The organism is Comamonas sp. JNW, from assembly GCF_003105075.1.
GTDB lineage: Bacteria > Pseudomonadota > Gammaproteobacteria > Burkholderiales > Burkholderiaceae_C > Comamonas > Comamonas squillarum.
Map to the genome: position 1 here is coordinate 1 of NZ_QETI01000012.1, position 25,891 is coordinate 25,891.

Below are 25,891 nucleotides of genomic sequence, written 5' to 3' on the forward strand. Positions count from 1 at the left end.
CTGCCCGCGCACGCCGGGCGATTGCGCGGCGCTCACCAGCTCGGGCGGGCCGCTGACGCTGACACCGGTTTGCGATGCAAAGGCCACCAGCGCCGCTGGCAGTGGCCCGGCCGGCACCTGCAGCGGTTGCGCCGCGCCCGCCGCTGCAGGGGCCTGCTCGGCGGCGGTTTGGGCTTGGGCCGGCACGGCCAGCCCCATCATGGCGCTGACACCCATGGTGATGACGGCGGCTTGCACCGCGCGGGCCACCGTAGATGGCATGGGCAGCGCTCCCGCGGGGGTGGTTTGGGGACGATGAAAAACGGTTGGCATAAGGCTTCCTGCTTGGGGTCGGTACAGATCAATTCGCTATCTCTATGCAGGACAGCCGACCGCGCCCAAAGGGGCCAACTTGGCAGAAAATTCTTTAAAAGCTCAGTGCCGCAAGGGCAGCACCGTGACCCAGTAAGGGGTTCGGGCGCTGATCTGCACCGGCAGCAGATGGGCCAGGTTGGCCAGCACCGCGTCGGTATCGGCTAGCTGGAACGCGCCCGAGATGCGCAGCGCCGCCACCTGCGGGTCGCAACGCAGCCAACCTTTGCGGTAGCGGCCCAGCTCGGCCAAAAAGGCATCCAGGCGCATGTTGTCGGCCACCAGCACACCTTGCGTCCACTGGCTGGCCCCGGCCTGGGCAAGCTGTGGCTGCCCTGCCTCGCTGTCGCTAAAGCGCAGTTGCTGGCCGGCCTGCAAGCGCAGTGCTGCTGCGCCGCCGCGTGGGCGTACCTCCACGGCATCCTGCTGCACGGCCACATCGCTGTAGCCATCACCGCAGCGCACACTAAAGCGTGTGCCCAGTGCGCGTATCTCGCCCTGCTCGGTGGTCACCAAAAAAGCCCTTGCGCTGGCCTGCGGATCGGGCGCTGTCTCCACATAGAGCGCGCCAGCGCGCAGATGGATGCGGCGCTGCAGCGCGTCGAACTGCACATTGGCCGCGCTGGCAGTGTCCAGCACCATGCGGCTGCCATCGGCCAGCGTCCAGCTGCGCCATTCGCCAGTGGTCGTGGCATGGCTGGACGTCCACTGCTGCACCGGCGCCATGCGCCAGGCCAGCCAGCCCGCTGGCACTGCCGTGATCAGCACCGCCAGCGCGCGCACGGTATCGCGGCGCGTGGCACGACGCTGGGGCCGAGACAGCGCGGGCGCGCCCAGCGATGCCGGAATGGAGCCCGCCTGCAGACTGACGGCCATCGCCCGTTGCCAGGCACGCTCATGCGCAGGCGATTGCGACCGCCAGCGCGCCAGCTCCGCTTGGGCACCGGCGCTGCCGGCCTCCTCTTGCAGGCGCACAAACCATTCGGCCGCCTGCATCGCCACCTCGCGGGTGATGAGGGGCGCGGCCACGGGCGGCGGATTCCAGGCACTCATGGCGGGCACCTCAGTCCGCCAGCAAAATGCATTCGGCCATGGCCTGGGCCATATAGCGCTTGACCGAGCGCAGGCCCACGCCCAGTACCTGGGCAATCTCGGCATAGGTCAGGCCGTCAATCTGCGAGAGGATGAACACCGCCCTTACCTTGGCCGGCAGTGCATCGAGCATCGCATCGACCTCCTGCAAAGCCTGCAGAATGACCAGTTGCCGCTCGGGCGAGATAGCCTCGGGCTCGGGCAACACAGCCAGCGCCTGCAGATAGGCCTGCTCCAGCGACTGGCGGCGCAGGTGGTTGACCAGCACATGCTTGGCCACCGTGGCCAGGTAGGCACGCGGGGCGCGCAGCGCAGCGGCCGGCGGCGCGGCCGCGCTGGCATCGCCATGGCTGGCAGCCGGGCTCAGCAGCCGCACAAAGGTGTCTTGCGCCAGGTCTGCTGTCTGGTGTGCATCACCGAGCCTGCGGCGCAGCCACCCTTGCAGCCAGCCATGGTGCTCCACATAGAGCGCGGCAATATCGGGCAGCATGGGGACGGGCTGCAGGGGCAAGGGGCTGGTCGCAGTCATGGGGCAAACCGCAGTCCGGCTGTCAGCGCTTAGAAGTCCACACTGGCGCTGACCGTGAAGGTGCGCGGGTTGGACAGCACCAAGTAGCCGGTCGAACCCACCGAGGCCCAGTAGTTGCGGTTGGCCGCGTTCTCCACGCGGGCGCGCAGGGTCACCAGGCGGCCATCGATTTCGGTCAGGTAGCGCGCACCCAGGTCAAACCGAGTCCAGCCTGCCACCTGCAAGGTATTGGTCGCATTGGCATAGCTGCTGCCGGTGGCCACGGCGCGGCCATCCAGGCTCAGGCCCCGCACGCCGGGCACATCCCACTCCAGCCCCAGATTGCCCTGCTGGCGGGGCACGCCAATCACGCGCTTGCCGGCATTGGGGTTGTTGCCATCGGCCAGCTGCTTGGCATCGAGCCAGGTGACGCCACCCAGCACGCGCAGGCCGCGTGTGACCTGGCCAAACACATTGAGCTCCAGGCCACGGTGGCGGTCCATGCCTTCAGGGCCGTAGACGCCCGAGATGGAATTGCGGAACACACGCGGCTTGTCGGTGGTGAACCAGGCCAGGCCCGCGCCAATATCGCCACCATCCCACTTCAAGCCCACTTCCTTTTGCTTGGAGACATAGGGTGCCAGCGCCGCGCCGGCATTGGCCACCGGCAAGCCCGACGACAGCGCCGGTGCAATCTCGCCCGGGGTCAGGCCTTCGATGTAGTTGGCGTAGAGCGATACCCGCTCGGCCGGCTTGAAGACGACGGCCGCCATCGGGCTGGTGCGGCTCTTGTCCACCTTGGGCGCTGCAATGCCGGTGTTATAGGCAAAGGTCTGCGTCTCGATGGTCTGGTGGCGCACGCCCAGGGTGAGCAGCAGGCGCTCGTCGAACATCGACAGGGTGTCCGACAAGGCCAGGCTCGACAGCTTGATGCGGGCCTGCACGGCCGGGTCATCCAGGTCGTTCGAGCTGGTGCCCAAGGGCGGTGCCGCGCCATAGACGGGGTTGTACAGATTGGTGGCCAGCGCGCTGGCGGCCGGCTGCGAGTAGAAGGCGTTCTTGCGCTTGTCCGAGAAAGCCGAGGCCGCCAGCACGATGCTGTGGCCAATGCTGCCGGTGGTCAGCTTGCCGCGCAGGCCCACTTCGCCGGTAAAGATGTCATCGGCGCGGGTATTGTCAAAGCGCCCTTGGGTGCCGCTGCCGGTGCTGCCATTGTTCAGGGTCAGGCTGGCGAGCGAATTGCGCTCGCGGCCAAAGCGTGCACCACCGGCCACCCAGGCGGTGAGCCGGCTGTTGATGTCGTACTCGGCGCGCACCGAGCCAAAGCTGTCGCGCTCGTTCGAATAGGTCCAGGGCTGGGCAAAGTTGCGGCTGTTGTCCGGGGCGCTTGGCACCTGGGTCACCGCGGCGCCCAGGGTCACATTGGGGCGTGGCGTGGTCAGCTTGTGGCTTTGGTAGCCCACATCGGCCGACAGGCGCAGATTGCTGGAGCGCCAGTCCATCCCCAAGGACACCACACTCAGGTCGACGCCTTCGTCGTCGATCGTGGTATCGCCCTTGCGCTTGGCCACGTTGAGGCGCAGGCCGGTGGCCTGGTCGGGACCAAAGCGGCGGCTGATATCAGCCGCGGCATAGCCTTGCGCGCCGCTGGAGCCGCCCACGCTGACCCGTGTCAGCGGCTCGTTCGATGCACGCTTGGGCAGCAGGTTCAGGGCGCCGCCAATGCTGTCACCGGCGGGCGATGCCCCATTCAAAAAGCCGCTGGCGCCGCGCAGCAGCTCTACGCGCTCAAACAGCTCGGCCGACACATACTGTCGCGGCAGCAGGCCGTAGAGGCCGTTGTAGGCAATGCTGTCCGAGCCCAGCACAAAGCCGCGCACAAAATACGATTCCTGGAAGTTGCCAAAACCGCGCGAGACCCGCACCGAGGCATCGTTTTGCAGCACATCGCCCACGCTGCGGGCCTGCTGGTCGCGGATCAGATCCTGGGTGTAGGCCGTCGTCGAGAACGGCGTGTTCATGATGTCTTCGGTGCCCAGAATGCCCACGCGGCCGCCGCGCGCCACCTGGCCGCCAGCATAGGCCTTGGACAGGCCCTGCGCCGATGCGTCGGCACTGGCGTTGACGGTCACGGTCGGCAAGACGCTGTCTTCGCTGGCAGGTTGAGCTGCCGCAGCGGTGGTGGGAGCGGTGTCAGCAGCGCCCTCCTGGGTTTGGGCCAAAGCGGGGGCGCCAGCAAAAGACACCAGCAGAGCGACTGCGCCAGCCACCGGGTGGAGCGCAAAACGGGAAGCAAAAAACATACAGACAAGCAGCCAAGAAGCAAATGAGACTGATTATCAATCATGCATCTGAGCGCCCTGGCAAACTGGCGCAAATCAGGGGCTTTGTCAGAGGGAAGTGTTGCCTGTAGCTGACAGACTGGGCACGGGCGCTGCTGCACCGCCCCGCCCCCAAAAAGCAAAAGGCCGGATACGGTGCAGCGCACCATCCGGCCTTTTTTCTGATCAGGTGTACCCGGCGATCACGCAGGGCAGCCGCTATCAGGCGAAATTGCTTTCCGCAAACTTCCAGTTCACCAGCTTGTCGAAGAAGGTTTCAACAAACTTCGGACGGGCATTGCGGTAGTCGATGTAGTAAGCATGTTCCCACACGTCGACGGTCAGCAGTGCCTTGTCGTCAGTGGTCAGCGGGGTGCCAGCAGCGCCGGTATTGACGATGTCCACCGAGCCATCGGGCTTCTTGACCAGCCAGGTCCAGCCCGAGCCGAAGTTGCCCACGGCCGAGGCCTGGAACGCCTTCTTGAACTCGGCGTAGCTGCCCCACTTCTTGTTGATGGCATCGGCCAGCGCGCCGCTTGGCTCAGCGCCGCCGCCGGGGGTCATGCAGTTCCAGAAGAAGGTGTGGTTCCAGATTTGAGCGGCCTGGTTGTAGATACCACCGGTCGCCTTCTTGATCACGGCTTCCAGCTCCAGGTTCTCGAACTCGGTGCCCTTTTGCAGCTCGTTGAGCTTGTCCACGTAGGCCTTGTGGTGCTTGCCGTGGTGGTATTCCAGCGTTTCCTGGCTGTAGGCAGGGGCCAGGGCATCAATCGCATAGGGCAGTGGTGGCAGAGTGCGTTCCATCGTGGTTTCCTCGTGGTTGGTATGGTTTCAAAGCCGGGCCAGGCGGTGTTGGCAAACACCGGCCAGCCCGCAGCCTCAGTCGTCGATTGTAAAAAGGAAAATCGACCCGTTGATGAATACGGGTTCAGCCCATTTACTATGACGACGATAGCATGCAAGCCAGGCAGCACGGCGTCAGAAAGCGCCGCCAATTGCCATCACGCGGCCTGGCAGCCGCAGTGGCGCAAGCGCGCGTCCGCCCCCAGGCCTGCGCAGTGGCACCTTGGCGCAGCGCTAGACCAGCAAGCGCTGGGTCGCCACCACATCGACACTGCCATCGGCCAGCTCGGCATGCAGGGCCTTGCCCGGTGTCGCCTGCGTTACCGAACTCACTACCTGGCCTTGCATGTCGGTCAGCAAGGCATAGCCCCGCGACAGCACCTGGCGCGGGTTGAGCAGCTCCAGCCGCGCATGCAATTGCGCCAGGCGCTGCTCACTGCGCTCCAGATGGCGCGCCGCGCCAGAGGGGAATACGCTGGCCAGGTGCTGCACGCGCTTGTCCTGGCCATGCAACTGGCTTTGTGCAGCGCTTTGCAGGCGGCGGCCAAGCCGGTCCAGCATCTGCTGCTGGCCGTGCACCAAGGATGACGGCCTGCCGATCTGGCGCGCCGCCATGTCCAGGCGCTGCTGCTGGCGGTCCAGATGGCGCTCGACACCATCGACCAGGCGCTGCTCCGCCAGTTGCAGCGCGCCCAGCCAGACATCGCGCGGCTGGCAGACCAGCTCGGCAGCGGCCGTGGGCGTGGGCGCGCGCAGATCGGCGCAGAAATCGGCGATCGTGAAGTCGGTCTCATGCCCCACGCCACTCACCAGCGGCACCGGGCTTTGCACTACGGTGCGGGCCAGTTGCTCGTCGTTGAAGGCCCAGAGGTCCTCCAGCGAGCCACCGCCGCGCACCAGCAAGATGGTGTCGATGGGCACCGCCGGCGCGTCAATACTCAGGCGGGCGTCATAGGCGATCTGGGCCTCGGCCAGGCGGTAGAGCTTTTGCAGCGCCGCCACCATCGATGGCGCCGCCTGCGCGCCCTGCACCAGCGCTGGCACCAGCACCACCGGCAGCTGCGGCACGCGGCGGCGCAAAGCGGTCACCACATCGTGCAGCGCCGCCGCGCCCAGCGAGGTGACGATGCCGATGCCGCGCGGCATCAGCGGCAGTTGCCGCTTGCGCTCGCTGTCAAACAGGCCCTCGGACTCCAGTTGCGCCTTGAGGCGCAGGAACTGCTCGAACAACGCCCCCTGCCCGGCACGGCGCATGCCTTCCACAATCAGCTGGAGATCGCCGCGCTGCTCATACACCCCCAGCTTTCCCACCACCTCGACCAGCTCGCCGTCGCGCGGGTTGAAGTCCAGCGCCTGCGCGGAGCGGCGAAACATCGCGCAGCGCACCTGGCCGTTGGCATCCTTGAGGTTGAAGTAGCAGTGGCCGCTGGCCGCGCGCGAAAAACCGCTGAGCTCCCCGCGCACCTCCACCGGGTTGAAGCGCGCCGCCAGCGCATCGGCCACCGCCCGGCACAGCGCGCCCACCTCCCAGATGCGGGGGCTGGGGGCGGCGTTGGCAGCGGCAGTGGGCGGGTAGTGTGTGGTGTCCATAAAAATGGCCGGCTTGGCGGCAGGCTCGGCTCGGCAGAAATCAGGAGAGGTGAGTGTTGGTTGCGCCGCAACGCGGCATGCAGCAGACATGGTAGCGGCTGGTACTTGCGCCAGGGATCCAGCGGGCTGGCCATCCACCGTCAGGTGCTGCCATTCCGCTATCGAAGGGGCTGCCAATTAGCTGCCAACGCAACCACTGGCAGCGGCATTTTTTCCCGTCACAGCAACGACATAGAGGCCAGGGAAGGCTCAAAAGCCGGCTTTTCCCACACCTCCAACACGCAGTAGTCCACAAGAAAGCGGCTCTGTGACAGCGTCATGCATACGTCATACTCTGTAGCACAAAATATTGAACCTACGTACAAGCTTTTGATTTTTCAATATTTTTATCAGCTTATTTTTTAAGCAATCTAAGAAAAACCCCGTAAATTGGGCAATTTTTCCGGCTGATGACACATTACCCACAAAGTTATCCACATTTTTTGTGGATGACTGGGCCTTTCCGGCATTCTGGGACTGTGGGTTGGACGCAGCGCCAGCGCCGATTTTAGGCGGACCGGCAGTGGCCTTGGGCCATAATGGCCGCTGAAAAAAGAAAGAGCGGAGAGAGAATCTTGTTTTCCATCATCCAAGCAGCAGGCTGGCCCATCTGGCCCTTGATTGCCTGCTCCATCCTGGCCCTGGCATTGATCGTTGAGCGCTTTGTGGCTTTGAAAGCGGACAAAGTCGCCCCAGCCAACCTGCTGCAGGAAGCCATGTCCGTCTCAGCCAATGGGGTGCCCAGCGCCGAAGTGGTGAACCAGCTCGGCCAGAACTCGTCGCTGGGCGAGGTGCTGGCCAGCGGACTGCGCACCATCACCTTGGAGCCCCGCATCTCGGAGGCCGACCTGCGCGCCACGCTGGAGAGCACCGGCCGCCGCGAAGCCCAAAAGCTCGAAAAGTACCTCACCGCCCTCGCCACCATCGCATCGGCCGCGCCATTGCTGGGCCTCTTGGGCACGGTGATCGGCATGATCGAGATCTTCGGCTCGCAAAGCGGTGGCGGCAACAACCCCAGCATGCTGGCCCACGGTATCTCGATTGCGCTGTACAACACCGCTTTTGGCCTGATGGTGGCCATCCCGGCCCTCATTTTCTGGCGCTACTTCCGCAGCCGGGTCGATGGCTATCTGCTCACCCTGGAGCTGTCAGCCGAGCAGTTTCTGCGCCACCTGAACAAGCTGCGCCGCAGCTGATCGCCGGGCAGGAGCCAGCATGAACTTTCGCCCCCGCACCACGACAGAGCCCGAGATCAACCTGATCCCGTTCATTGATGTGCTGCTGGTCGTGCTCATCTTCCTGATGCTCTCGACCACCTACAGCAAATTCACCGAGCTGCAGCTGACCTTGCCGACCGCCAATGCCGAGCAATTGCGCGACCGGCCCAAAGAGATCATCGTCTCCGTCGCTTCCGATGGGCGCTATGCCGTGGGCAAGGTCGCGCTGGAAGGCAAGACCGTGGCCGATATGGCCGAAGCACTGCGCAATGCCGCCACCGCTGGCAAGGACAGCGTGATCATCATCAGCGCCGATGCGCTGGCGCCGCACCAGTCGGTGGTCTCGGTGATGGAAGCCGCCCGCCGCGTTGGCCTGCAGCAGATCACCTTTGCCACCCAGACGGCGGCACGCTAAACCCCAGGCACTGCGCCTGGGCAGTGCTAGCATGCAGCCTGCATGACCGTCCCGCCTCCCCCTCCATCCACGCCTGCCGCGCCCCCCAGTGCCACGCGCCCCCGCTCGGCACGCATCACCGATGCCTGGCAGCGCAAAGGCCTGCTGGCCATCGCGCTGCTGCCGCTGTCCTGGTGCTATGCGGCGCTGGGCGGGCTGCGCCGCGCCCTCTACCGCACCGGTCTGTGCAAGGCCTACCGCGCGCCGGTGCCCGTGGTGGTGGTGGGCAATGTGATCGCCGGGGGCGCGGGCAAGACGCCTGTGACCCTGCACCTGGTGCAGGCCTTGCAGGCCCAGGGCTGGCGGCCAGCGGTTATCTCGCGCGGCTATGGGCGCGACAACAGCAAAAATCCCAACGCGATAGCCGTCACCCCCGGCAGCAACCCGCGCCTGGTGGGCGATGAGCCCTTGCTGATCGCCCAGCGCAGTGGCGTGCCGGTGTATGTGGCTGCGCTGCGGGCCACGGCCGCCCATGCGGCCCTGCAGGCGCACCCCGATGTAGATGTGCTGGTCTGCGACGATGGCCTGCAGCACCTGGCACTGGCCCGCGATGTGGAGATTGCCGTCTTCAACGCCCAAGGCATTGGCAATGGCTGGCAACTGCCGGCCGGGCCACTGCGCGAGCCCTGGCCCAGGCGGCTGGACATTGCGCTCTACGCCGGCCCAGCGCCCCAGCAGCTGGCAGCCACTGGTGCAGCGGCCTGGCCGCTGCAGCGCAGCCTGGCCTGCTATGCCGTTGGCCAGGATGGCCGCCACCATGCGCTTGCCGATCTGCGCGGCCGACCAGTGCATGCGCTGGCCGCCATTGCCTATCCGCAGGAGTTTTTTGCGATGCTGCAAGCCCAGGGCCTGCAGCTGGCCCGCAGCGATGCACTGCCCGACCATGCCCCGCTGGACGACCCGGCCTGGCTGGCAAGCCTCGGAATCGCCGCGACCAGCGCACCTACAATAGGCGCACCCGATGCACCCGTGCTGCTGTGCACCGAAAAGGATGCGCACAAGCTCTGGCGCATTGCCCCCCATGCACTGGCTGTGCCGCTGGAGGTCGCCATCGACCCGGCCTTTGGCCAGCATGCCGATGCACTGCTGCGCCAGCACCAGCCCGCATCGCCCCCTGTTAAGAAAGACTGATTGCTGCTATGGACCCGAAACTGCTCGAACTGCTGGTTTGCCCCGTCACCAAAGGCCCCCTGCGCTATGACCGCGAGCGCCAGGAACTGGTCTCGCGCAGCGCGCGCCTGGCCTACCCGGTGCGCGATGGCATGCCCATCATGCTCGAAGGCGAAGCGCGCCCGCTCAGCGACGAAGAAATCGACGCTTTAGCTGCGGCAGATTAAGGTTTGATGAAGTTGCGGCCCCACCGGGGCCGGCATGGCCGTCCGCACAGGCAAACCCCAATAGCGGTTTTGTAAAAAAAAGACACAATTTGCTGAAATTTTAGGCACAGCGCCTCCGGGCAGGCCTTGTGGATTGCATCCATTTTTTCAGCACATTGCCATGCATACCCTGATTCTCAAGAAAACCGACAAAGGCATGGAGGCGCTGCGCGCCCGCGATCCCTCGTTGCCGCACCGCATGCGACCGGCCTTCATCATGTTTGATGGGCAAAAAAGCATTGAACAGGTGATGGCGCTGGCGCCCTCGGCGGGCGGGCAGTTGCAGGTGCTCGAAGACATCAAGCAGCTGCTGCAGCAAGGCCTGCTGGAGCTTTTGCGCCCCAGCGACGCAGGCCAATTGCCCGCCAGCGCCAGTGCCATCATTGACAACCTGACCGACCCTGCGACCACGCCGCCACCCGCTGCTGCAGCCGCCCCAGTTGCCGCGCAGACCGCAGCCAGCAATGCAACTGCTGCCATCAGCAACCCCAGCGAGCGCTATATCAAGGCCTATGCCGCTGCCAGCCAATTGGTCAGCGGCCTGGGGCTCAAAGGCTTTCGGCTGCAGCTGCAACTGGAAAAAGCCCAGGGCTACGACGGCCTGGTCGCCGTCCTGCCCAAGCTGCGCGAGGTGATCGACGCCAAGAAACTGCGCCCCATCGAGGCCATTCTGTTTGGCAGCAACGAGACCAATACGCCTGTCAAGCCTGCACCCTGAGCGCGGGCGCCGCAGCAGCGGCGACTGCCTGGGTAGGTGGCTTGTGGCTGTCGGGCCTGGCCGGCGGCGACTAGCTGGGCGCACCTGGCCGGCCGCACCTAGTCGGCTACACCTCGCTGGCAGCGCCTGGCCGGCCGCACCTAGCCGGCCGCACCTCGCGGGCCACCCTCCTCGCTACAATTTAAGTTGGCTTCACTCTCCTCTCCTTTAGCACCATGGCATCCGCACCCGCGCCGTTTACTGTCTTGATTCCTTCGCGCATGGCCTCCTCGCGCCTGCCCAACAAGCCCCTGGTCGATATCGCCGGCCTGCCCATGGTGGTGCGCGTGGCCAAACGCGCGCAGGAGAGCGCCGCCCAGCGCGTGGTGGTGGCTGCAGATGACGAGCGCATCATCGACGCCTGCAAAAAGCATGGTGTGCAAGCGGTGATGACCTCGCCCAAGCACCCCAGTGGCAGCGACCGCCTGGCCGAGGCCTGCAATGTGCTGCAATTGGGCGGCGATGACATCGTGGTCAATGTGCAAGGCGACGAGCCCTTGATCGCGCCGGCGCTGATCGATGCGGTCGCGGCGCTGCTCAGCGACCGGCCCGAGGCCAGCATGGGCACGGTCGCGCACCCGATTGCTGATCTGGAGTCGCTGCTCAGCCCCAATGTCGTCAAGGTGGTGCTCGATGCACAGGGCCTGGCCAGCTATTTCAGCCGTGCGCCCATCCCCTGGGGCCGTGATTTTGTGAATATGGCCTGGTGGAAGAACCCCGGCACCACCGGCACGCCCGGTTTTGCGCCGCTGCACCATATGGGCATCTACAGCTACCGCGCCCAGTTTTTGCATACTTTCCCTACGCTCAGCCAGGCCCCGACCGAGCAAATCGAGATGCTCGAGCAGCTGCGCGCGATCTGGCATGGCCACCGCATCGCCGTGCATGTGACGCGGCAGATCCCTGGCTCGGGCGTCGATACGCCCGAAGACCTGGTGCGCGTGCGCCAGCTGCTGGGCGCGGTGATGTAACCCGCGTGCCTGCCCTGCACCGCGACGGCCTCCGATGCAAGCGCACCGTAAGCTAAAAGGCGCAGCATGCCTGTCTCGCGCAGCCGAGACACGGTATTGGTGCCAGTTCGCTGACAATCCCCTGATGCGTGATATGCTCAAGCCCAGTTTTTTTGTGTAAAAGCGGGCTTTAGTGCCCGCTTTTGCCGTGCAAGTTTTTTATTCTCCAAGGACCGTCATGAAATTAATTCTTTTGGGAGCACCCGGCGCCGGCAAAGGTACGCAAGCTGCCTTCATCTGCCAAAAATACGGTATTCCCCAGATTTCCACCGGCGACATGCTGCGTGCTGCCGTCAAGGCTGGCACGCCGCTGGGCTTGCAAGCCAAGGCCGTGATGGACGCCGGCCAGCTGGTCAGTGACGATCTGATCATCAATCTGGTCAAGGAACGTATCGCCCAGGCCGACTGCGCCAATGGCTTCCTGTTTGACGGCTTCCCCCGAACCATCCCCCAGGCCGACGCGATGAAGGCCGCCGGTGTCAAGCTCGACTATGTGCTGGAGATCGATGTGCCGTTTGAGGCCATCATCGAGCGCATGAGCGGCCGCCGCAGCCACCCCGCTTCCGGCCGTACCTACCACGTCAAGTTCAACCCGCCCAAGACCGAAGGCCTGGACGATGTGACCGGCGAGCCCCTGGTGCAGCGCGAAGACGACAAGGAAGAAACCGTCAAGAAGCGCCTGGATGTGTACAGCAACCAGACCCGCCCCTTGGTGGACTACTACAGCAGCTGGGCCGCCCAAGACCCGGCCGCCGCCCCCAAGTACCGCGCCATCAGTGGCATGGGCTCGGTCGAAGAGATCACGCAGCGCGCCATTGCCGCGCTGCAGGCCTGATAAGTCGCACAGACTTATCCGCACAGCCACTGTCTTGCGACAGTGGCTTTTTTAATGCCTGCTCATGCCATCAGCAGACCGGCATGCGGCGGCTGCTTTAGGCCTTGGCTTGGACCTGCGCCAGCGCCAGTTGCAAGCTGACCCGGCATTTGTAGGGCGTCAAGGCCACCGCCAAGTCCTTTTCCAAATCGGCCACTCCAGGCAACACCGCATCGCTGATCACACCATCGCTGCAGCGGCTGCTGCGCCATACCGGCAGACCTTGCTGGCGTGCGCGCGCTATCGCCTCCAGAAGCAGCTCATGCACGGTGCCATTGCCGGTGGTTGCCACCACCAGACCGTCGATGCCCTGGGCGTGCAGGGCGTCCACCAGCCCGGGGCGCATACCGGCATGGCTGGTCACGATCTCCACCCAGGGCCAGGGCTGGCTGGCGGGGGCAGGCAAGGCGGCCAGCCACTGGCTGCCGGTGTAGCCATCCGCTGCGCCTGGTGCCGGCGAGGCATAGCCCTGGCGCAGGCGCACGGTCACGCCATCCACCCAGCCCAGGGGCCCCTGCTCGCCCGATGAAAAGGCCAGCAAACGGTGCGGATGCACCTTTTGCAGCCAGCGCGCGCTGTGCAGCTCGCCGCCGCCCGTCACGGCCACGACCTCGCGCAGCAGCGGCTGGCCATCCGCAGCCAACGCCGCAGCGGCGGCCACGGCGTCCTTCAGGTTCTGCGGGCCATCGGGCATCAAGGCATTGGCCGGGCGCATGGCACAGGTCAGCACCACGGGCTTGGCCAGGCGCCCTAAAACGCAATGCAGGAACCAGGCAGTCTCTTCGAGCGTATCGGTTCCGTGGGTGATAACAACAGCACGCACGGTCTCATCGTGCATGGCCGCATCGCAGCGCTTGAGCAGCGCATGCCAGACCTCGTCATTCATGTCCTTGCTATCAATTTGCGCTATCTGCACCGCATCCAGCGGGCCTGCCGCCGCAGTCTCAATACCGCTCACGCCCGCCAGCAAGGCCGCGATGGACAGCTGGGCCGCGCGGTATTGGCCGGGTTTCTCGGCGTCATCAGCCATGCCGGCAATGGTGCCGCCGGTGCCGATGATCAAAATTTTTGGCTGCAAGGCTTGCCTCCTGCAAAAAACTGGTTAAAAATACAGGTACTGGATTGATATACAGGTGTTGGGATGCACAGTGGCTTTGCTTCTGCCCGGCACCGCAGATCACACGGAGATCTTATGCGAGACCATCCCAAACTGACCGCGCGCCAACAAGAAATTCTGGACCTGATCCAGACCGCCATTTCGCGCACCGGCGCCCCGCCAACGCGCGCCGAGATTGCCAGCAAACTGGGCTTCAAATCGGCCAATTCGGCAGAAGACCATCTCAAGGCGCTGGCCCGCAAGGGCGTGATCGAGCTGGTCAGCGGCACCTCCCGGGGGATTCGCCTGCAAAGCGATACCGTGCGCTCTATCAACGCCGCACGTGGCACGCGCTTTTCGTCGCCGCTGGCAGGCGTGTCCAATGCCACGGCCGGCCTGGGCCGTGTGGTGCAAGAGCTCGCCCAGCTGGCCCTGCCGCTGATTGGCCGCGTCTCGGCCGGCTCGCCCATCCTGGCGCAAGAGCATGTCGACCAAACCTATACCGTGGAGGGCGGCCTGTTCCAGCAGCAGCCCGATTACCTGCTCAAGGTGCGCGGCATGTCGATGCGCGATGTCGGCATCATCGATGGCGATCTGCTGGCCGTCAAAGCCACGCGCGAGGCCCGCAACGGCCAGATCATCGTGGCGCGCCTGGGCGATGATGTCACCGTCAAGCGCCTCCAGCGCACCAAGGACGGCATTGAACTGCTGGCCGAAAACCCGGATTACCTGCCCATCATCGTGCAGCCCGGCGAGCCCTTTGAGATCGAAGGCATTGCCGTGGGCCTGATCCGCAACACGATGCTGAACTAGGCCTAGCGGCCCCCTCGGCCCTCCCTTTTCTGCGCAACCCCAGGTAGCGGGCGTTGTGGGCTCTTGGCCCACAGCCCTGGGGGATGCGCTCGCCCTGCGCAATCCTGCTGTTACCCGTATACCAAGGAGTCTCCTATGCTTGTAGCAGATGCATTGCGCGCGCTTGCGCCTTTTTCCCTCGTCGCCGGCCTGCCCTGGTTCCAGTCCATCCAGCGTGCCATTGTGCGCAGCAACCGCCGCCGCCCCGGCCATGGCGCCGCCAATGACGGCCAACTGGCCGCCCAGGTGCACTGCTTTGCCACCGCGTCCTCTGCCGCTGTACAGCGCGGCGCCGCCCAGCAGCTGAGCTTGCTCGATGGCCCGGTAGCTCAGTCCAGCGTGGATACGTCAGGCGCGGATACCTCCTGCATGGACACGCCCCGCGTTGACTCGCCTGCCGATGGTGCACCAGTGCAGCGCCCCATCGACCGCATCCGCCTGCCGCGCAAACCCGCTGCGCGCCGTCGCCTCTCAGCAGCTGCGCAGTCCCACACCCGCCCCTTCCTGTCGGTGCAGCGCTGCAGCGCCCAGGCCGCCAATGATGCGCCCATCAAGATGTACTGGGCCCAACCGGCCAGCCTGCACCGCCAAAAAGGTATGCGCTGGGCCATGTCGGGCAGCATGGCCGATATCTGTGCCGAGCTCGAGCGCCTGGAGCGGCTGGAACATCTGCACGCGGTCTAAGCCGCCGCCCAGGGCGGGGATCAAGTCTGGCCCCCAGCATGCGTTGAACGCCGCAAACAGGGCCAGACTAGCCGAAGGTTTGCGCATGGGGCTCAGCGTCCCCGGCGCGGCATCTTGCCGCAGGCAGACCCGATTGCCGCTAGGTGCGGCCGGCTAGGTGCGGCCGGCTAGGTGCGGCCGGCTAAGGGTGAGCAGCCAGGCAACAGCCTACCGGAGGGTTTCCAGAACAACGCTGAGATAGTCTGGGCAACATGCAAGACAGGTGCAACGACGGTACAGCACGGCCCCAGCCAGCAGCAGCCCCCTGCCGCACAAGCCAGGCCTTGGTGGTGCAAGGCCCATGCGCTGGGCACCCCGCGCTGTCAGCCATCGCTCCCTGCTGCCCACTTGCACCAGCTACGCGTGCTGTCAGCGCGCAGCAGCGACCACCTCCAGCGCCTGCTGCTTGAAGGGCGCCAGCTGCTCCCGCAAGGTATCTCTTGCGCTATCCACCGCAGCGGCGACGGCATCGGGGCCAAATACCAGGCCTTGCAGCAATACAAAATGCACATTGCGGATGCCGATGGAGGCCAGCGCATAGCGCAAGTAAGGCGTCAGAAAATCTTCCTGCCGGGCCCGGGGGCCCGTGTGGAAGCCGCCCGAGCTCACCAACACCAAGGTGGGCCGGTCTTTCATCAGGCCGATCTTCCCTTCAGGCGTGGATGCAAAGCTGCGGTGGATGCGGATCACATGGTCCAGCCAGAGCTTGAGCGTGGCCGGCACCGCAAAGTTGTGCATGGGGGTCAGAATCATCAGCAGATCGCTGTCTTCCAACTCCTTGATCAGCGTTTCGGACCAGGCCAGCGCCGGTGCATCCGCGCTCGCATTGGCGGTGATCGCCAGCGCATAGTCGCGGCTGATCGGCGGTATCGGGGTGGCCACCAAGTCGCGCTCGCGCAGCGGCTGCTGCGCCAGGCCCAACTCGGCGAGCATATCGGCCGCCAGTTGGTAGCCATGGCTGGCCTGGCCATGGGGGCCACAGTTCAAGAGCAAGGTACGGGTCATCAGTCGTCCAATCGTTTGAAAATAATCACACCCCGGTGTCCAGCCAATGCCTGGGGCATCAAGCCGCACTGCATTTGCAGACCCAGGCCGCCAGCGTGGTCCGCCCCAGGCGAGCGGGTCCCATGGGCAGCAAGCTGTCACCGTCCAGCAACGCCCCCCGATACAGAGCGTGGGCATCGCCCAGCACTTCCCGCGGGTCGCCGCGCAAGCGCAGGTACTGCTGCATCCAGTCGGCCATCGCCATCTTCTGGGGCCCGGCCACCTCCATGCAGCCATCCAACGGCTGCGCCAGCGCGGCATCGGCCACCAACATCGCCAGGTCCTCTGCGGCCATCGCCTGCATACGCGCTAGGGGCATGGTCAGCGCGGTGCCGGCAGGGCTGCCCTGTGCCAGCTGTGCCAGACTTTCGTACAGGGGTGCGGCACGCAGTACCGTATAAGGCGTGCTGCCCGCCTGGATCAGCTGCTCTCGCAGCGCCAGCGCCTGGTAGTAGCCGCTGCGCTGCAAGCGCTGCACCCCCAAGGCCGACAGCGCAATATGGTGCGCTACTGCTGCAGCGGCGATGGCGGCGTTCAACTGGCGGCATGTGCTCGCCCAGCCATCCAGCGCATCGGCCGTCTCCATCACAGGTGGCTCACGCACATCGATCAGCACCTGGGCGCCATCCAGAGCAGCTGGCAGCCTGGGGTCCACATCCGCAACCACCGGGTAGCCCAGCTGCCGCAGATTGCTGACCACCTTCGCGCCCAGCAGCTTGCAGCCGCCCAGAACCAGGACTTTCATAGGCCGTCTTGCGCCACGCCGGGAGCTAGCTTCTTAAACCGGCATCTTGCGAAAGGCAATCGCAAAGCGGTTCCAGCTGTTGATCGAGGTGATCACGGCCGTCAGCTCCATCAGCTCGGCATCCGTGAAGTGGGGGCGCACGGCCTCCCAGACGGCATCGGGCACATGGTTGTGCGAGACCAGGGTCAGCGCCTCGGTCCACTCCAGCGCAGCGCGTTCGCGGTCGCTGAAGAACGGCGTCTCACGCCAGGCGGCCACGGTGGCCAGGCGGCGGCTGGATTCGCCGGCCTTGACCGCATCGGTCACATGCATGTCCAGGCAAAAGGCGCAGCCATTGATCTGCGAGGCGCGCAGGCGCACCAGTTCCTTGAGCAGAATGTCCAGGCTGCCCTTGGCAATCTGGTTTTCCACGCCCATCAGGGCCTTCATGATGGCGGGGTCGGTGGTGTAGAAGTCGAGTCGGGTTTGCATAGCTATCTCCATGGCTGGGTTGCGTCGGTGAATTCCGTTGCTGATAGGCAGTATGCAGTTGTCTTGGCCAAGCCAAAAGAGCCAAGAAATGCAAAAATGACTAGGCCAAGATAGGGATGCCATGATTTCAGACCCCGCCCACACCGATCCCCTACATGCGCTGCAACTGCAGGTGGACCGCAGCCTGAAGCTGCCCATGTACCTGCAGATCTGCCAGCGCTTCAAGACCGCCATTGCCCAAGGCCATCTGCGCGCCGGCGACCGGGTGCCTGCGTCGCGGGCGCTGGCCACCGAGCTGAACCTGGCGCGCGGCACCGTCGATCTGGCCTACCGCATCCTGGCCGACGAAGGCTACTTCCAGGTCCGCGGCGCGGCAGGCACGGTCATATCACCGAGCCTGCCCCCGGCTGCCACGGCCCCGGCGCCGCAAGCCATCGCCCGGCCACCGGCCGCCGATATCGTGGACCACGACGGTCTGCAGCCCCGCCCCCTGCAACTGGGCCTGCCCGCGATCGATGCCTTTCCGCGCAAGGTCTGGAACCGGCTGGTCACCCACCGCCTGCGCAGCAGCGAGCCCTACCGCCTCGCCTACCCCAACCCGCAAGGCGATGAGGAGCTGCGCCAGCGCATTGCGGCCTACCTGGCGGTCTCGCGCGGCGTGACCTGCGTGCCCGAGCAGGTCTTCGTCACCACCGGCCTGCGCAACACCCTGGAGCTGAGCCTGCGCAGCCTGGCCAGCCCTGGCGATGCCTTCTGGTTTGAGGACCCGGGCTATATCCTGGCGCGGCCGTTTTTGCAAAATGCCGCCGTACAGATCGTGCCCGTACCCGTCGATGCCCAGGGCCTGCAGGTCGATGCGGGTCGCCAGCTCAGTCCGTATGCTAAATTTGCCATGGTGACGCCTTCGCACCAGAGCCCGCTTGGCGTCACCCTGTCACTTGACCGGCGTATGGCGCTGCTCGAATGGGCGAGCGAGGCGGGCAGCTGGATCATCGAAGACGACTACGACAGCGAGTTCCGCTACCAGGGCCGGCCCCTGCCCGCGCTCAAAAGCCTGGACCGGCAGGACCGCGTGATCTACGCCGGCACCTTCAGCAAGGTGATGTTTCCCGGCCTGCGCCTGGCCTACGCGGTGGTGCCGCTCGAGGTCGTGCCCCGCTTTCAGGCCGTCAGCTCCAACCTCAATGCCGGCTGCCCCTATCTGCTGCAGGCCAGCGTGGCCGACTTCATGGCCCAGGGCCACTTTGCCCGCCACCTCAAGAAGATGCGGCTCTTGTATGCCGAGCGCCGCGCAGTCGCACAGCGCAGTTTTCAGCAAGTGCTGGGCGATCGCCTGCGCATTGACTTGCAGCCCGGCGGTCTGCACTTGCTCGGCCAGATCCAGGACGGCGACAACGACAGCCTGGTGGCCCAGCGCGCCCGCGTACAGGGCCTGGCCACGCACCCGCTGTCGCGCTGGTATATAGACGCAGCCCCTCGCCAAGGCCTGCTGATGGGCTTTGCCAATATCACCAGCGAGGCGCAGGCCTTACAGCTGGCGGGCCAGATCCAACAAGCCTTCGGCTAGCGGAACGCGGACCAGGAAGACGGACTGCTTAGCCCTTAAACGCAGGCGTGCGCTTTTCCAAGAAGGCAGTCACCGCTTCGCGGTGGTCAGCCGTCTGGTGGGCCAGCGCCTGGTAGGCGGCTGACAGCTCCAGCAACGAAGCCAGGCTCTGGTGCATGCCTTCGCGCATCAGCTTCTTGGTCATGCGGGTGACCTGGGGCGGGTTGGCCGCAATCTCGCTGGCCAGGGCGTTGGCGGCGTTCAGCAATTCCTCGGGCGGCACCACCTGCGAGACCAGGCCCCACTGCAAGGCGGTGGCGGCATCAATCATGCGGCCGGTCAGCGACAGCTCGGCCGCGCGCGCCATGCCGATCACGCGGGGCAGCAGCCAGGCACCGCCGTCGCCGGGGATGATGCCCATCTTCACAAAGCTCTCGGCAAACTTGGCCTTGTCCGAGGCCACGCGCAGATCGCACATGCAGGCCAGGTCCAGGCCCGCGCCCACCGCCGCTCCATTGATCGCCGCGATGGTGGGCACCTCCAGGTTGAACAGCGCCAGCGGCAGGCGCTGGATGCCACGGCGGTAGTCATCGCGGATGCGCATGCCATCGACATCGCCAAAGGACTGCTGCTGCATGGTCTTGATGTCGCCACCCGACGAGAACGCGGGGCCCTCGCCCGTCAGGATGACGGCCCGCACGCTGCTGTCGGCCGCAATGGTCTCGCAGGCGGCCAGGATCTCCGCCACCGCCGTGTTGCCGGTCAGCGGATTGCGGCGCTCGGGCTGGTTCATCGTCAGGGTAACGACATGGCCTTGCTGTTCGTACTTCAAAAATGCAGTCATGGAAAGGGCTCCTGGTTCCGGGTAGGTCTCGATGCGCTCGTCGCTGCGCAGGTTATGCGCTGGACAGCATACGAGGAAAGCCCGCATGCGCCTGCATATCAGCTGAGTGCAATTTGGTATTGGACGCTGCCCAAAAACGGCCCTAGCCTGCATGGATGCTGGGGCAGGCAGCGCCCCACATGCCGATAACTACATGCTGCCTAGGAGACAGTTGATGCCCGTATCCCGACGCCAGTTCCACCACCGTCTTGTGCAATGGGGCGCAGCCGCCAGCCTGGCCAGCCCCTGGCTGGCACGCGCGGCCGATGCCCCCTTGCGCTGGGTCGTGCCCTACCCCGCAGGCGGCGCCGCCGACCAGATCACCCGCATCGTGGCCCAGGATGTGGGCCAAAGCACAGGGCAGCCCATCGTCATCGAGAACAAGGCCGGCGCCGCCGGCATGATTGCGGCCGAGACCGCGCTGCGCGCCCCCGCCGATGGGCTCACCTTCTTTGTCGGCTCCAATGCGCCGCTGGTCATCAACAGCGCCATCTACGCCAAGATGAGCTATGACCCGGTCAAGGATTTTGTGCCTGTCGCGGGCCTGGGCAAGGCGCCTTTGCTACTGGTCACCCGCAAGGACCTGGGCGCCAGCGATCTGCGCGCGCTGATCACGCTCGCCCAGCAGGCGCAGCGCCAGGGCAAGACGCTCAGCATGGGGTCGGCCGGCAGCGGCAACATCACCCACCTGGCGGGCGAATATGCCGCCGAGCGCATGGGTTTTCAGGTGACGCATGTGCCGTTTTCCGGCAGTGCACCGGCCATCACCAGCATGATGGGCGGCAATGTGGACATCATGTTCGACGCGCTGCCCTCCTGCATGCAGCAGGCCATTGGCGGGCGCATTGTGCCACTGGCGATTCTGGACAAGCAGCGTTTTGCAGCACTGCCCCAGGTGCCTACCCTGGCCGAGCTGGGCTTTGGCGATACCGAGGCGAGCGCCTGGTTTGGCGTGGTGGCCCGCAGCGGCACGCCCGCTGACGCGGTGGCGCGCATGGCCCGCGCCATCAACCAGTCCCTGGCCAAGCCTGAGGTGCAAGAGCGCCTGCGTCGCATAGGTGCGCAGCCGATTGCGGGCAGCACCGCAGAATGGGGGCAGTTTGTGGCCTCCGAGCGCGAACGCTGGATACCGGTGGCCCAAAAGCTGGGTATCCGCGCCGAATAGCCCCCGCTCCCGCCGCTGGCTTGCCTTACCGTTTTATTGTTGAAAACCGACTGATATGACCGCCCTGACCCTGAGCATGCATGGCACCACCGCCGTGCTGACGATGAACCGCCCCCAGGCCCGCAATGCGCTCGACGAGCAGATGCGCGAGGATTTCACCCGCCTGATCCCACAGGTGCGCGATGACCGCGCGATCAAGGCCGTGGTGCTGACGGGGGCCGGCGGCCATTTCTGCGCCGGCGGCGATATCAAGAGCATGCAAGCGGCCGTTGCCGGCAAGCAGGATGTGTTTGACAGCCGCAACCGCATGCTGGGCCTGCACCGCTGGTTTGACGAGCTGCTGGACATGGAAAAGCCCGTCATCACCGCCGTGCAGGGCAGCGCCTTTGGCGCCGGCCTGTCGCTGGCCCTGGCAGGCGATTTTGTGCTGGCCGCACCGTCTGCCAAGTTCTGCTGCGTGTTTGCCAAGATCGGCTTTGTGCCCGATCTGGCCGGCATGTATTTGCTGCCGCGCCTGGTGGGCCTGCAAGCGGCCAAGGAGCTGGCCTTCACGGCCCGCGTCGTCGCCGCCCCCGAGGCGCAGCAGATGGGCATGGTCTACAAGATCACCAGCGAAGACGTGCTGGCCGACGCCCTGGCCTTTGCCGAGCGCTTTGCCAGCGCACCGACCGAGGCCATGGGCTACACCAAACGCGTGATGAACCGCGCCTTTGAGACCCAGCGCGACGAGATCTACCAGCAAGAAGCGCTGGCCCAGACGCTGTGCCGCGAAAGCGCCTTCCACCAGGAGGCCATTGCCCGCTTTGTAGCCAAGCAGCCGCCGCTGTTCCAGTGGCAGGACTGAGCACGTGATCGGAAGGCGCAGCTGCAGCAGCCCTGGTGGGCTGCTGGTGCGTCAGATCAGTACTTCACATTGACAATCGTCGCCTGCAGCAGCGCCACTACCTTGGGTGGCACTGCCGCATCTGCGCCATAGGCCAGCACCTCGCCGCTGCACACCGTCAGCAGCTTGCCGGCGTTCACCACCTTGCCAATGGCGACAAAGCGCTCGCCAATCGCCGGGCGCATCAGGTTGATCTTGAACTCGGCCGTGACCACCTCATAGCCCTGGGCCGCCACCGTCAGCGCCGCATAGCCTGCCGCGCTGTCCACCACGCTGCTGACGGCGCCGGCATGCAAAAAACCATGCTGCTGCGACAGCGCCTTTTGGTAGGGCAGCGCAATCTGCACCTCCCCCGGCTGCACGGACAGCAGGCTCGCGCCCAGGGTCTGCATCAGCCCTTGGGCATGGAAGCTGGTGGAGATGCGTTCAAACACTGCGTTCATGGTGGTATGCCTTTGTGGCCAAGCCTCGATAGCGATCAGCCAATCTAGCATGCAGCGCAACTGATGGTGCAGCCCTGCGTCCTGCACATGACAGCTGCCTTTGCCACTATGCTTGCAGCCATGGACAGTCCCCAACTCCTGATCGTCTATCACAGCCACACGGATGGCAGCCGCCAGATGGCCGAGGCCGCGCACGCCGGTGCGGCCAGCCAGCCGGGTGTGCAAGTGCGCCTGCTGTGCGCGCCCGATGCCGGGCCTGCCAATGTGCTGGCCGCCAGCGGCTACCTGTTTGTCTGCCCCGAGAATTTGGCTGCGATGAGCGGGCTGATGAAGGACTTTTTTGACCGCTGCTACTACGCGGCGCTGGGCCGCATTGAGGGCCGGCCTTATGCCGCCCTCATCTGCGCTGGCAGCGATGGCAGCAACGCGGCAAGGCAGATTGCCCGCATCGCAACCGGCTGGCGGCTCAAGCCCATTGCCGAGCCGCTGATTGTCTGCACCCATGCCCAAACGCCCGAGACCATTGCGGCGACCAAGCAGATTGGCGCAGACGATCTGCAGCGCTGCCGCGAGCTGGGCGAAGCCTTGGCAGCAGGTTTAAGCATGGGTATTTTTTAGAGTCACTGACATAACCCTTGATACTTCGTTCTCAAGCCTTGCCGTACGTCTGTACTGTCTGCGGCTTGAAGCCTCGTCTCAACCGCAAACCTTCGGTTTGCTGGGCTATGTTAGCGCCTCTCAAAGCAGGCCCGCATCCCCAGCCGGGGCGGCTTGGCGCGTACCATAGCGCATCCCCACACAAAACTAAACGGCGCCCCCCGATGCTCTACATCATTCTCAAAACCGTGCACCTGTTGTCCATCATCGTCTGGCTGGGCGGCATGGCTTTTGCACATTTCTTTCTGCGCCCTGCGCTGCAGCAGCTCGAACCCCCTCAGCGCCTGATGCTGATGCGCGATGTGCTGGGGCGCTTTTTTGCCGTGGTGCTGGTCATCATCGCCGCCGTGCTGCTGTCGGGCATCGGCATGATGGGCCTGGTCCACCAGATGGCCGCGCAGGCCAGTGCCAAATTCAGCATGCCCGTCTCCTGGATGGTGATGGCCGTGCTGGGCCTGGCGATGATGGCCGTGTTTGGCCATATCCGCTTTGCGCTGTTCAAGCGCCTGGACCGCGCCGTCAACGCCCAGGACTGGCCGGCAGGCGGCAAGGCCCTGGGCCAGATTCGCCAGCTCGTCGCGCTGAACCTGGCGCTGGGCGTGGTGATTGTGCTTTTCTTGCGCGTACCACTGTAACTGGTACAAAGCTGCGCGCCGCCGCCAGCACCTGGCTGGCAGCAGCGCAGGCCTGCCTCAGAACTTCAAGTCGCCCCGCAGCCACAAGGTGCGACCCGGCTCATGGATGCGCACCCCACCGGGGAAACCAAAGCCCGCATTGCCAGCCAGGTTCAGGTGCTCGGCATAGGTCTTGCCAAAGACATTGTCGATGCCGGCCGTCAGGCGCAGTTGCTCGCTGATCTTGTAGCCGGCATTGAGCGACAGCACGCCAAAGCCAGCACTGGGCCCCAGATCCTGGCCCACGACATTGCCCTGGCCGCTGGCATAGCGGTGCTGCGCGGCAACCAGGCGCCACAGCGCGCCCGCGCTCCAGGGGCCTTGCCGATAGTCCAGGCCCAGCTTGGCTTCGAGCGGCGGCATCTGCGGCAGCGGCTTGCCATCGCTGCGGTTGCGGGCCCAGCTGTAGGCCAGGGTGGCCTGGGCGGTCAGGCCGGGGCTCAGCCGGTAGCTGCCACCCAGCTCGGCACCAGCGGTGCGCGCCTGCACATTGCGCACGTTGGCGGCCATGCCGGCATAGTCAAACAGCAGATAGTCCTGCACCTGGCCGACATAGGCCGAGGTCCACAGCTGCCAGTCCGCCCCCTTCCAGCTCGCGCCCACATCGATCTGCGTGGTTTTCTCCGGCTGCAGGCGGTTGAAGGCATCGCCCTTGTCGGCTGCGCTGTTGCTCGGCGATATCAGCTCCCAGTAATCCGGGAAGCGCTGCACATGGCCGATACCGGCGTAGAGCGTGCTGCCATCGGCGCGGGCCCGTTCCCAACGCAGAAAGCCACTGGGCATGGCGCTGCGCTCGCGGTGGTTGCTGGCCGTGGCGGCCATGCTGCCATCCATGCCCGCCATGGCCTGCATGCCCGCCATACCACCCATATCACCCATCCCATCCATGCCACCCATACCGCCTTTGCTGGGGGTGCGCCAGGCCTGGGCGCGGTCCAGCCGCAGGCCGGCGACGAGCTTGTCTTCACTACCCAGGTGCTGCGTGGCCTGCGCAAACAGGCCCTGGTTGCTGAACTTGGCATCCCGCGCCCAGGGCTTGCTGCGGTAGGACTGCATGGCCGTGCCCGATCGGCTGTCGTGCGGGCTGCCCATGGCATCCACGCCCAGCACCGCTTCGGTGTGCGGGCCCAGTTGCCAGGTGCTTGCGACCCGCATGCCGGTGGTGGTGCGCCGCACATTGGCCGCCATCGGCATGGACATGCCGCCTTCCGGCACAAAGGGCCGCAGGCTGAAGTTGTCCATCACATGGTCGGCGCGGTGGTAGTACAGCTGCGCCTCCAGCTTGGTCCAGCGCTCGCCCAGGTTCTTTTTCTCCAGCCGCAGCCCATAGCTTTCGCGCTTGAACTGGGTGCCGTCCATGCCCCGGCCGCCATAGCGCGCCTCGCCATCGCCTTGGCCCGCGCTCAGCTCCAGCCAGGTGTTGGCATCGGGCGTCCAGCCAAGCGCGACATCGGTGTTCCATTTGTCCCAGTGCGAGGGCACGCGCTGGCCATCGCCGTCGCGGTAGTCCTTGCTTTGCGAATGGTTGGCCGTGAGGCGCAGGTAGTACGCGGCATTGCCGGCCAGCAGGTCGATGTTCTGGTCGCTGCGCGCCGCGGTGCCGCCTTGCAGGCTGGCAGACAGGCGCACCTGGCCGCTGTCCAATTCGGGCCGTTCGCGGTCAAAGCGCACCACTCCGGCCGATGCACCCGGCCCCCAGATCACCGTCTGCGGGCCTTTGACCACCGTCAGCACATCGTAAGTCTCGGGCGAGATATAGGAACTGGGCGAATCCATGCGCGCCGGGCATGCACCCAGCAAGGTCTGCCCATTGGTCAATACCGGCAGGCGTGAGCCAAACTGGCCCCGGAACACCGGGTCGCTGTTGGAGCCGCCACTGCGGATGGCCGAAAAGCCTGGAATGCTCTTGAGATAGTCAGCCGCATCGCTCGCCGGCACCGGTTGGCGCGGTTGCTTGGGATCGGCCACCACCTGCAGTGGGGAGTGTTCATGCACCGCTGTCACCTCGGTCTCCTGCAGGCTGATCTCAGGCACGCTGGCCGCAGGTAGCGATGGTGCAGCAGGGCTTTGCGCCCAGGCAGAGCTGGTGGCCAAGACCAGCGCGGATAGCGCCATCTGCGGTCGCTGCAAGCGGGCGCGTGGCGGGGCAGGCAGGCGCAGTCCAGGCGCTGCTGCCAAAAAGAAGGAAGTCATCAATGTCTCTCGCAGCAAGCGCTGCAGGGCGCAGCGGCTTGCATCAATGTGGTGGAGGCACTCGCAGCCATGCCCAGCCGGCCG

General features: G+C 65.3%; 26 protein-coding genes and 1 pseudogene. 14 read left to right on the plus strand and 13 right to left on the minus strand.

Annotation, left to right across the window (positions count from 1 at the left end; translation table 11 throughout):
* The 6 genes and pseudogenes from DCO45_RS16615 to xseA form a co-directional block, all read right to left on the minus strand.
* Nucleotides 1–261 (minus strand): annotated as a pseudogene (locus tag DCO45_RS16615) (hypothetical protein); the annotation flags it as partial.
* Nucleotides 262–414: 153 nt separating this feature from the next.
* Nucleotides 415–1,404: a FecR domain-containing protein gene (locus DCO45_RS16620; protein ID WP_116926864.1), complete on the minus strand. Its 990-nt coding sequence runs from the start codon at nucleotides 1,402–1,404 to the stop codon at nucleotides 415–417.
* Between the two features lie 10 nt (nucleotides 1,405–1,414).
* Entirely contained in the window at nucleotides 1,415–1,972 is a 558-nt protein-coding gene (locus DCO45_RS16625) for a sigma-70 family RNA polymerase sigma factor (RefSeq protein ID WP_243419393.1), read from the minus strand.
* A 29-nt stretch (nucleotides 1,973–2,001) separates the two neighbouring features.
* Nucleotides 2,002–4,254, minus strand: coding sequence for a TonB-dependent receptor (locus DCO45_RS16630; protein ID WP_116926865.1), 2,253 nt, complete (start codon nucleotides 4,252–4,254; stop codon nucleotides 2,002–2,004).
* 240 nt (nucleotides 4,255–4,494) lie between these two features.
* Nucleotides 4,495–5,076, minus strand: a complete 582-nt coding sequence (locus tag DCO45_RS16635) for a Fe-Mn family superoxide dismutase (RefSeq protein WP_021026539.1) — start codon at nucleotides 5,074–5,076, stop codon at nucleotides 4,495–4,497.
* A 273-nt stretch (nucleotides 5,077–5,349) separates the two neighbouring features.
* Nucleotides 5,350–6,705 carry an exodeoxyribonuclease VII large subunit gene (gene xseA / locus DCO45_RS16640; RefSeq protein WP_116926866.1) on the minus strand — a complete coding sequence of 452 codons (1,356 nt, stop codon included), beginning with the start codon at nucleotides 6,703–6,705 and terminating at the stop codon, nucleotides 5,350–5,352.
* A gap of 614 nt (nucleotides 6,706–7,319) precedes the next feature.
* Here xseA and DCO45_RS16645 point away from each other — a divergent pair.
* The 7 genes from DCO45_RS16645 (at nucleotide 7,320) to adk (ending at nucleotide 12,393) form a co-directional block, all read left to right on the plus strand.
* Nucleotides 7,320–7,940, plus strand: coding sequence for a MotA/TolQ/ExbB proton channel family protein (locus tag DCO45_RS16645; RefSeq protein ID WP_021026538.1), 621 nt, complete (start codon nucleotides 7,320–7,322; stop codon nucleotides 7,938–7,940).
* A 19-nt stretch (nucleotides 7,941–7,959) separates the two neighbouring features.
* Nucleotides 7,960–8,376, plus strand: a complete 417-nt coding sequence (locus DCO45_RS16650; protein ID WP_116926867.1) for a biopolymer transporter ExbD — start codon at nucleotides 7,960–7,962, stop codon at nucleotides 8,374–8,376.
* A gap of 42 nt (nucleotides 8,377–8,418) precedes the next feature.
* Nucleotides 8,419–9,546 carry a tetraacyldisaccharide 4'-kinase gene (lpxK, locus tag DCO45_RS16655; RefSeq protein ID WP_116926868.1) on the plus strand — a complete coding sequence of 376 codons (1,128 nt, stop codon included), beginning with the start codon at nucleotides 8,419–8,421 and terminating at the stop codon, nucleotides 9,544–9,546.
* 8 nt (nucleotides 9,547–9,554) lie between these two features.
* The gene (locus tag DCO45_RS16660; RefSeq protein ID WP_027010813.1) at nucleotides 9,555–9,752 is read left to right on the plus strand and encodes a Trm112 family protein; all 198 of its coding nucleotides are present in this window, start codon (nucleotides 9,555–9,557) and stop codon (nucleotides 9,750–9,752) included.
* A gap of 160 nt (nucleotides 9,753–9,912) precedes the next feature.
* Nucleotides 9,913–10,509, plus strand: coding sequence for a hypothetical protein (locus tag DCO45_RS16665; protein ID WP_133248185.1), 597 nt, complete (start codon nucleotides 9,913–9,915; stop codon nucleotides 10,507–10,509).
* Between the two features lie 215 nt (nucleotides 10,510–10,724).
* The gene (gene kdsB / locus DCO45_RS16670) at nucleotides 10,725–11,519 is read left to right on the plus strand and encodes a 3-deoxy-manno-octulosonate cytidylyltransferase (protein WP_116926870.1); all 795 of its coding nucleotides are present in this window, start codon (nucleotides 10,725–10,727) and stop codon (nucleotides 11,517–11,519) included.
* A gap of 217 nt (nucleotides 11,520–11,736) precedes the next feature.
* Entirely contained in the window at nucleotides 11,737–12,393 is a 657-nt protein-coding gene (gene adk / locus DCO45_RS16675; RefSeq protein ID WP_116926871.1) for an adenylate kinase, read from the plus strand.
* A gap of 97 nt (nucleotides 12,394–12,490) precedes the next feature.
* Here adk and DCO45_RS16680 read toward each other — a convergent pair whose 3' ends face one another.
* Nucleotides 12,491–13,510 (minus strand): asparaginase, encoded by a 1,020-nt coding sequence (locus DCO45_RS16680; RefSeq protein WP_279324822.1) that lies wholly within the window; start codon nucleotides 13,508–13,510, stop codon nucleotides 12,491–12,493.
* Nucleotides 13,511–13,624: 114 nt separating this feature from the next.
* On the opposite strand from DCO45_RS16680, the gene lexA reads away from it, so the two are divergent.
* Both lexA and DCO45_RS16690 read left to right on the plus strand, forming a co-directional pair.
* Complete coding sequence (lexA, locus tag DCO45_RS16685; protein WP_021024923.1) at nucleotides 13,625–14,341, plus strand: transcriptional repressor LexA; 717 nt, start codon at nucleotides 13,625–13,627, stop codon at nucleotides 14,339–14,341.
* Nucleotides 14,342–14,476: 135 nt separating this feature from the next.
* Complete coding sequence (locus tag DCO45_RS16690; RefSeq protein WP_133248186.1) at nucleotides 14,477–15,064, plus strand: hypothetical protein; 588 nt, start codon at nucleotides 14,477–14,479, stop codon at nucleotides 15,062–15,064.
* A gap of 408 nt (nucleotides 15,065–15,472) precedes the next feature.
* Here DCO45_RS16690 and DCO45_RS16695 read toward each other — a convergent pair whose 3' ends face one another.
* The 3 genes from DCO45_RS16695 to DCO45_RS16705 are packed head-to-tail and all read right to left on the minus strand — an operon-like array spanning nucleotide 15,473 to nucleotide 17,363.
* Nucleotides 15,473–16,108: an NAD(P)H-dependent oxidoreductase gene (locus tag DCO45_RS16695; RefSeq protein ID WP_116926873.1), complete on the minus strand. Its 636-nt coding sequence runs from the start codon at nucleotides 16,106–16,108 to the stop codon at nucleotides 15,473–15,475.
* 58 nt (nucleotides 16,109–16,166) lie between these two features.
* Nucleotides 16,167–16,892 carry an SDR family oxidoreductase gene (locus DCO45_RS16700; RefSeq protein ID WP_116926874.1) on the minus strand — a complete coding sequence of 242 codons (726 nt, stop codon included), beginning with the start codon at nucleotides 16,890–16,892 and terminating at the stop codon, nucleotides 16,167–16,169.
* 33 nt (nucleotides 16,893–16,925) lie between these two features.
* Complete coding sequence (locus DCO45_RS16705; RefSeq protein WP_116926875.1) at nucleotides 16,926–17,363, minus strand: carboxymuconolactone decarboxylase family protein; 438 nt, start codon at nucleotides 17,361–17,363, stop codon at nucleotides 16,926–16,928.
* 121 nt (nucleotides 17,364–17,484) lie between these two features.
* Between DCO45_RS16705 and DCO45_RS16710 the strand changes: the two genes are divergently transcribed.
* Nucleotides 17,485–18,930 (plus strand): PLP-dependent aminotransferase family protein, encoded by a 1,446-nt coding sequence (locus DCO45_RS16710; RefSeq protein WP_116926876.1) that lies wholly within the window; start codon nucleotides 17,485–17,487, stop codon nucleotides 18,928–18,930.
* Between the two features lie 28 nt (nucleotides 18,931–18,958).
* Here the strand turns inward: DCO45_RS16710 and DCO45_RS16715 are convergent, their stop codons facing one another.
* Nucleotides 18,959–19,753 (minus strand): crotonase/enoyl-CoA hydratase family protein, encoded by a 795-nt coding sequence (locus tag DCO45_RS16715; RefSeq protein WP_116926877.1) that lies wholly within the window; start codon nucleotides 19,751–19,753, stop codon nucleotides 18,959–18,961.
* Nucleotides 19,754–19,967: 214 nt separating this feature from the next.
* On the opposite strand from DCO45_RS16715, the gene DCO45_RS16720 reads away from it, so the two are divergent.
* Together DCO45_RS16720 and DCO45_RS16725 are read left to right on the plus strand one after the other, a co-directional pair.
* On the plus strand, nucleotides 19,968–20,957 hold the full coding sequence (locus DCO45_RS16720) for a tripartite tricarboxylate transporter substrate binding protein (protein ID WP_116926878.1): 990 nt from the start codon (nucleotides 19,968–19,970) through the stop codon (nucleotides 20,955–20,957).
* Between the two features lie 55 nt (nucleotides 20,958–21,012).
* Entirely contained in the window at nucleotides 21,013–21,801 is a 789-nt protein-coding gene (locus DCO45_RS16725) for an enoyl-CoA hydratase/isomerase family protein (RefSeq protein ID WP_116926879.1), read from the plus strand.
* 56 nt (nucleotides 21,802–21,857) lie between these two features.
* Here the strand turns inward: DCO45_RS16725 and DCO45_RS16730 are convergent, their stop codons facing one another.
* Complete coding sequence (locus DCO45_RS16730) at nucleotides 21,858–22,283, minus strand: PaaI family thioesterase (protein WP_116926880.1); 426 nt, start codon at nucleotides 22,281–22,283, stop codon at nucleotides 21,858–21,860.
* Nucleotides 22,284–22,403: 120 nt separating this feature from the next.
* Between DCO45_RS16730 and DCO45_RS16735 the strand changes: the two genes are divergently transcribed.
* Complete coding sequence (locus tag DCO45_RS16735; protein ID WP_116926985.1) at nucleotides 22,404–22,901, plus strand: NAD(P)H-dependent oxidoreductase; 498 nt, start codon at nucleotides 22,404–22,406, stop codon at nucleotides 22,899–22,901.
* A 203-nt stretch (nucleotides 22,902–23,104) separates the two neighbouring features.
* Entirely contained in the window at nucleotides 23,105–23,575 is a 471-nt protein-coding gene (locus DCO45_RS16740) for a CopD family protein (RefSeq protein ID WP_116926881.1), read from the plus strand.
* Between the two features lie 57 nt (nucleotides 23,576–23,632).
* Here DCO45_RS16740 and DCO45_RS16745 read toward each other — a convergent pair whose 3' ends face one another.
* On the minus strand, nucleotides 23,633–25,729 hold the full coding sequence (locus DCO45_RS16745; protein ID WP_116926986.1) for a TonB-dependent copper receptor: 2,097 nt from the start codon (nucleotides 25,727–25,729) through the stop codon (nucleotides 23,633–23,635).
* Nucleotides 25,730–25,891 lie beyond the last annotated feature (162 nt).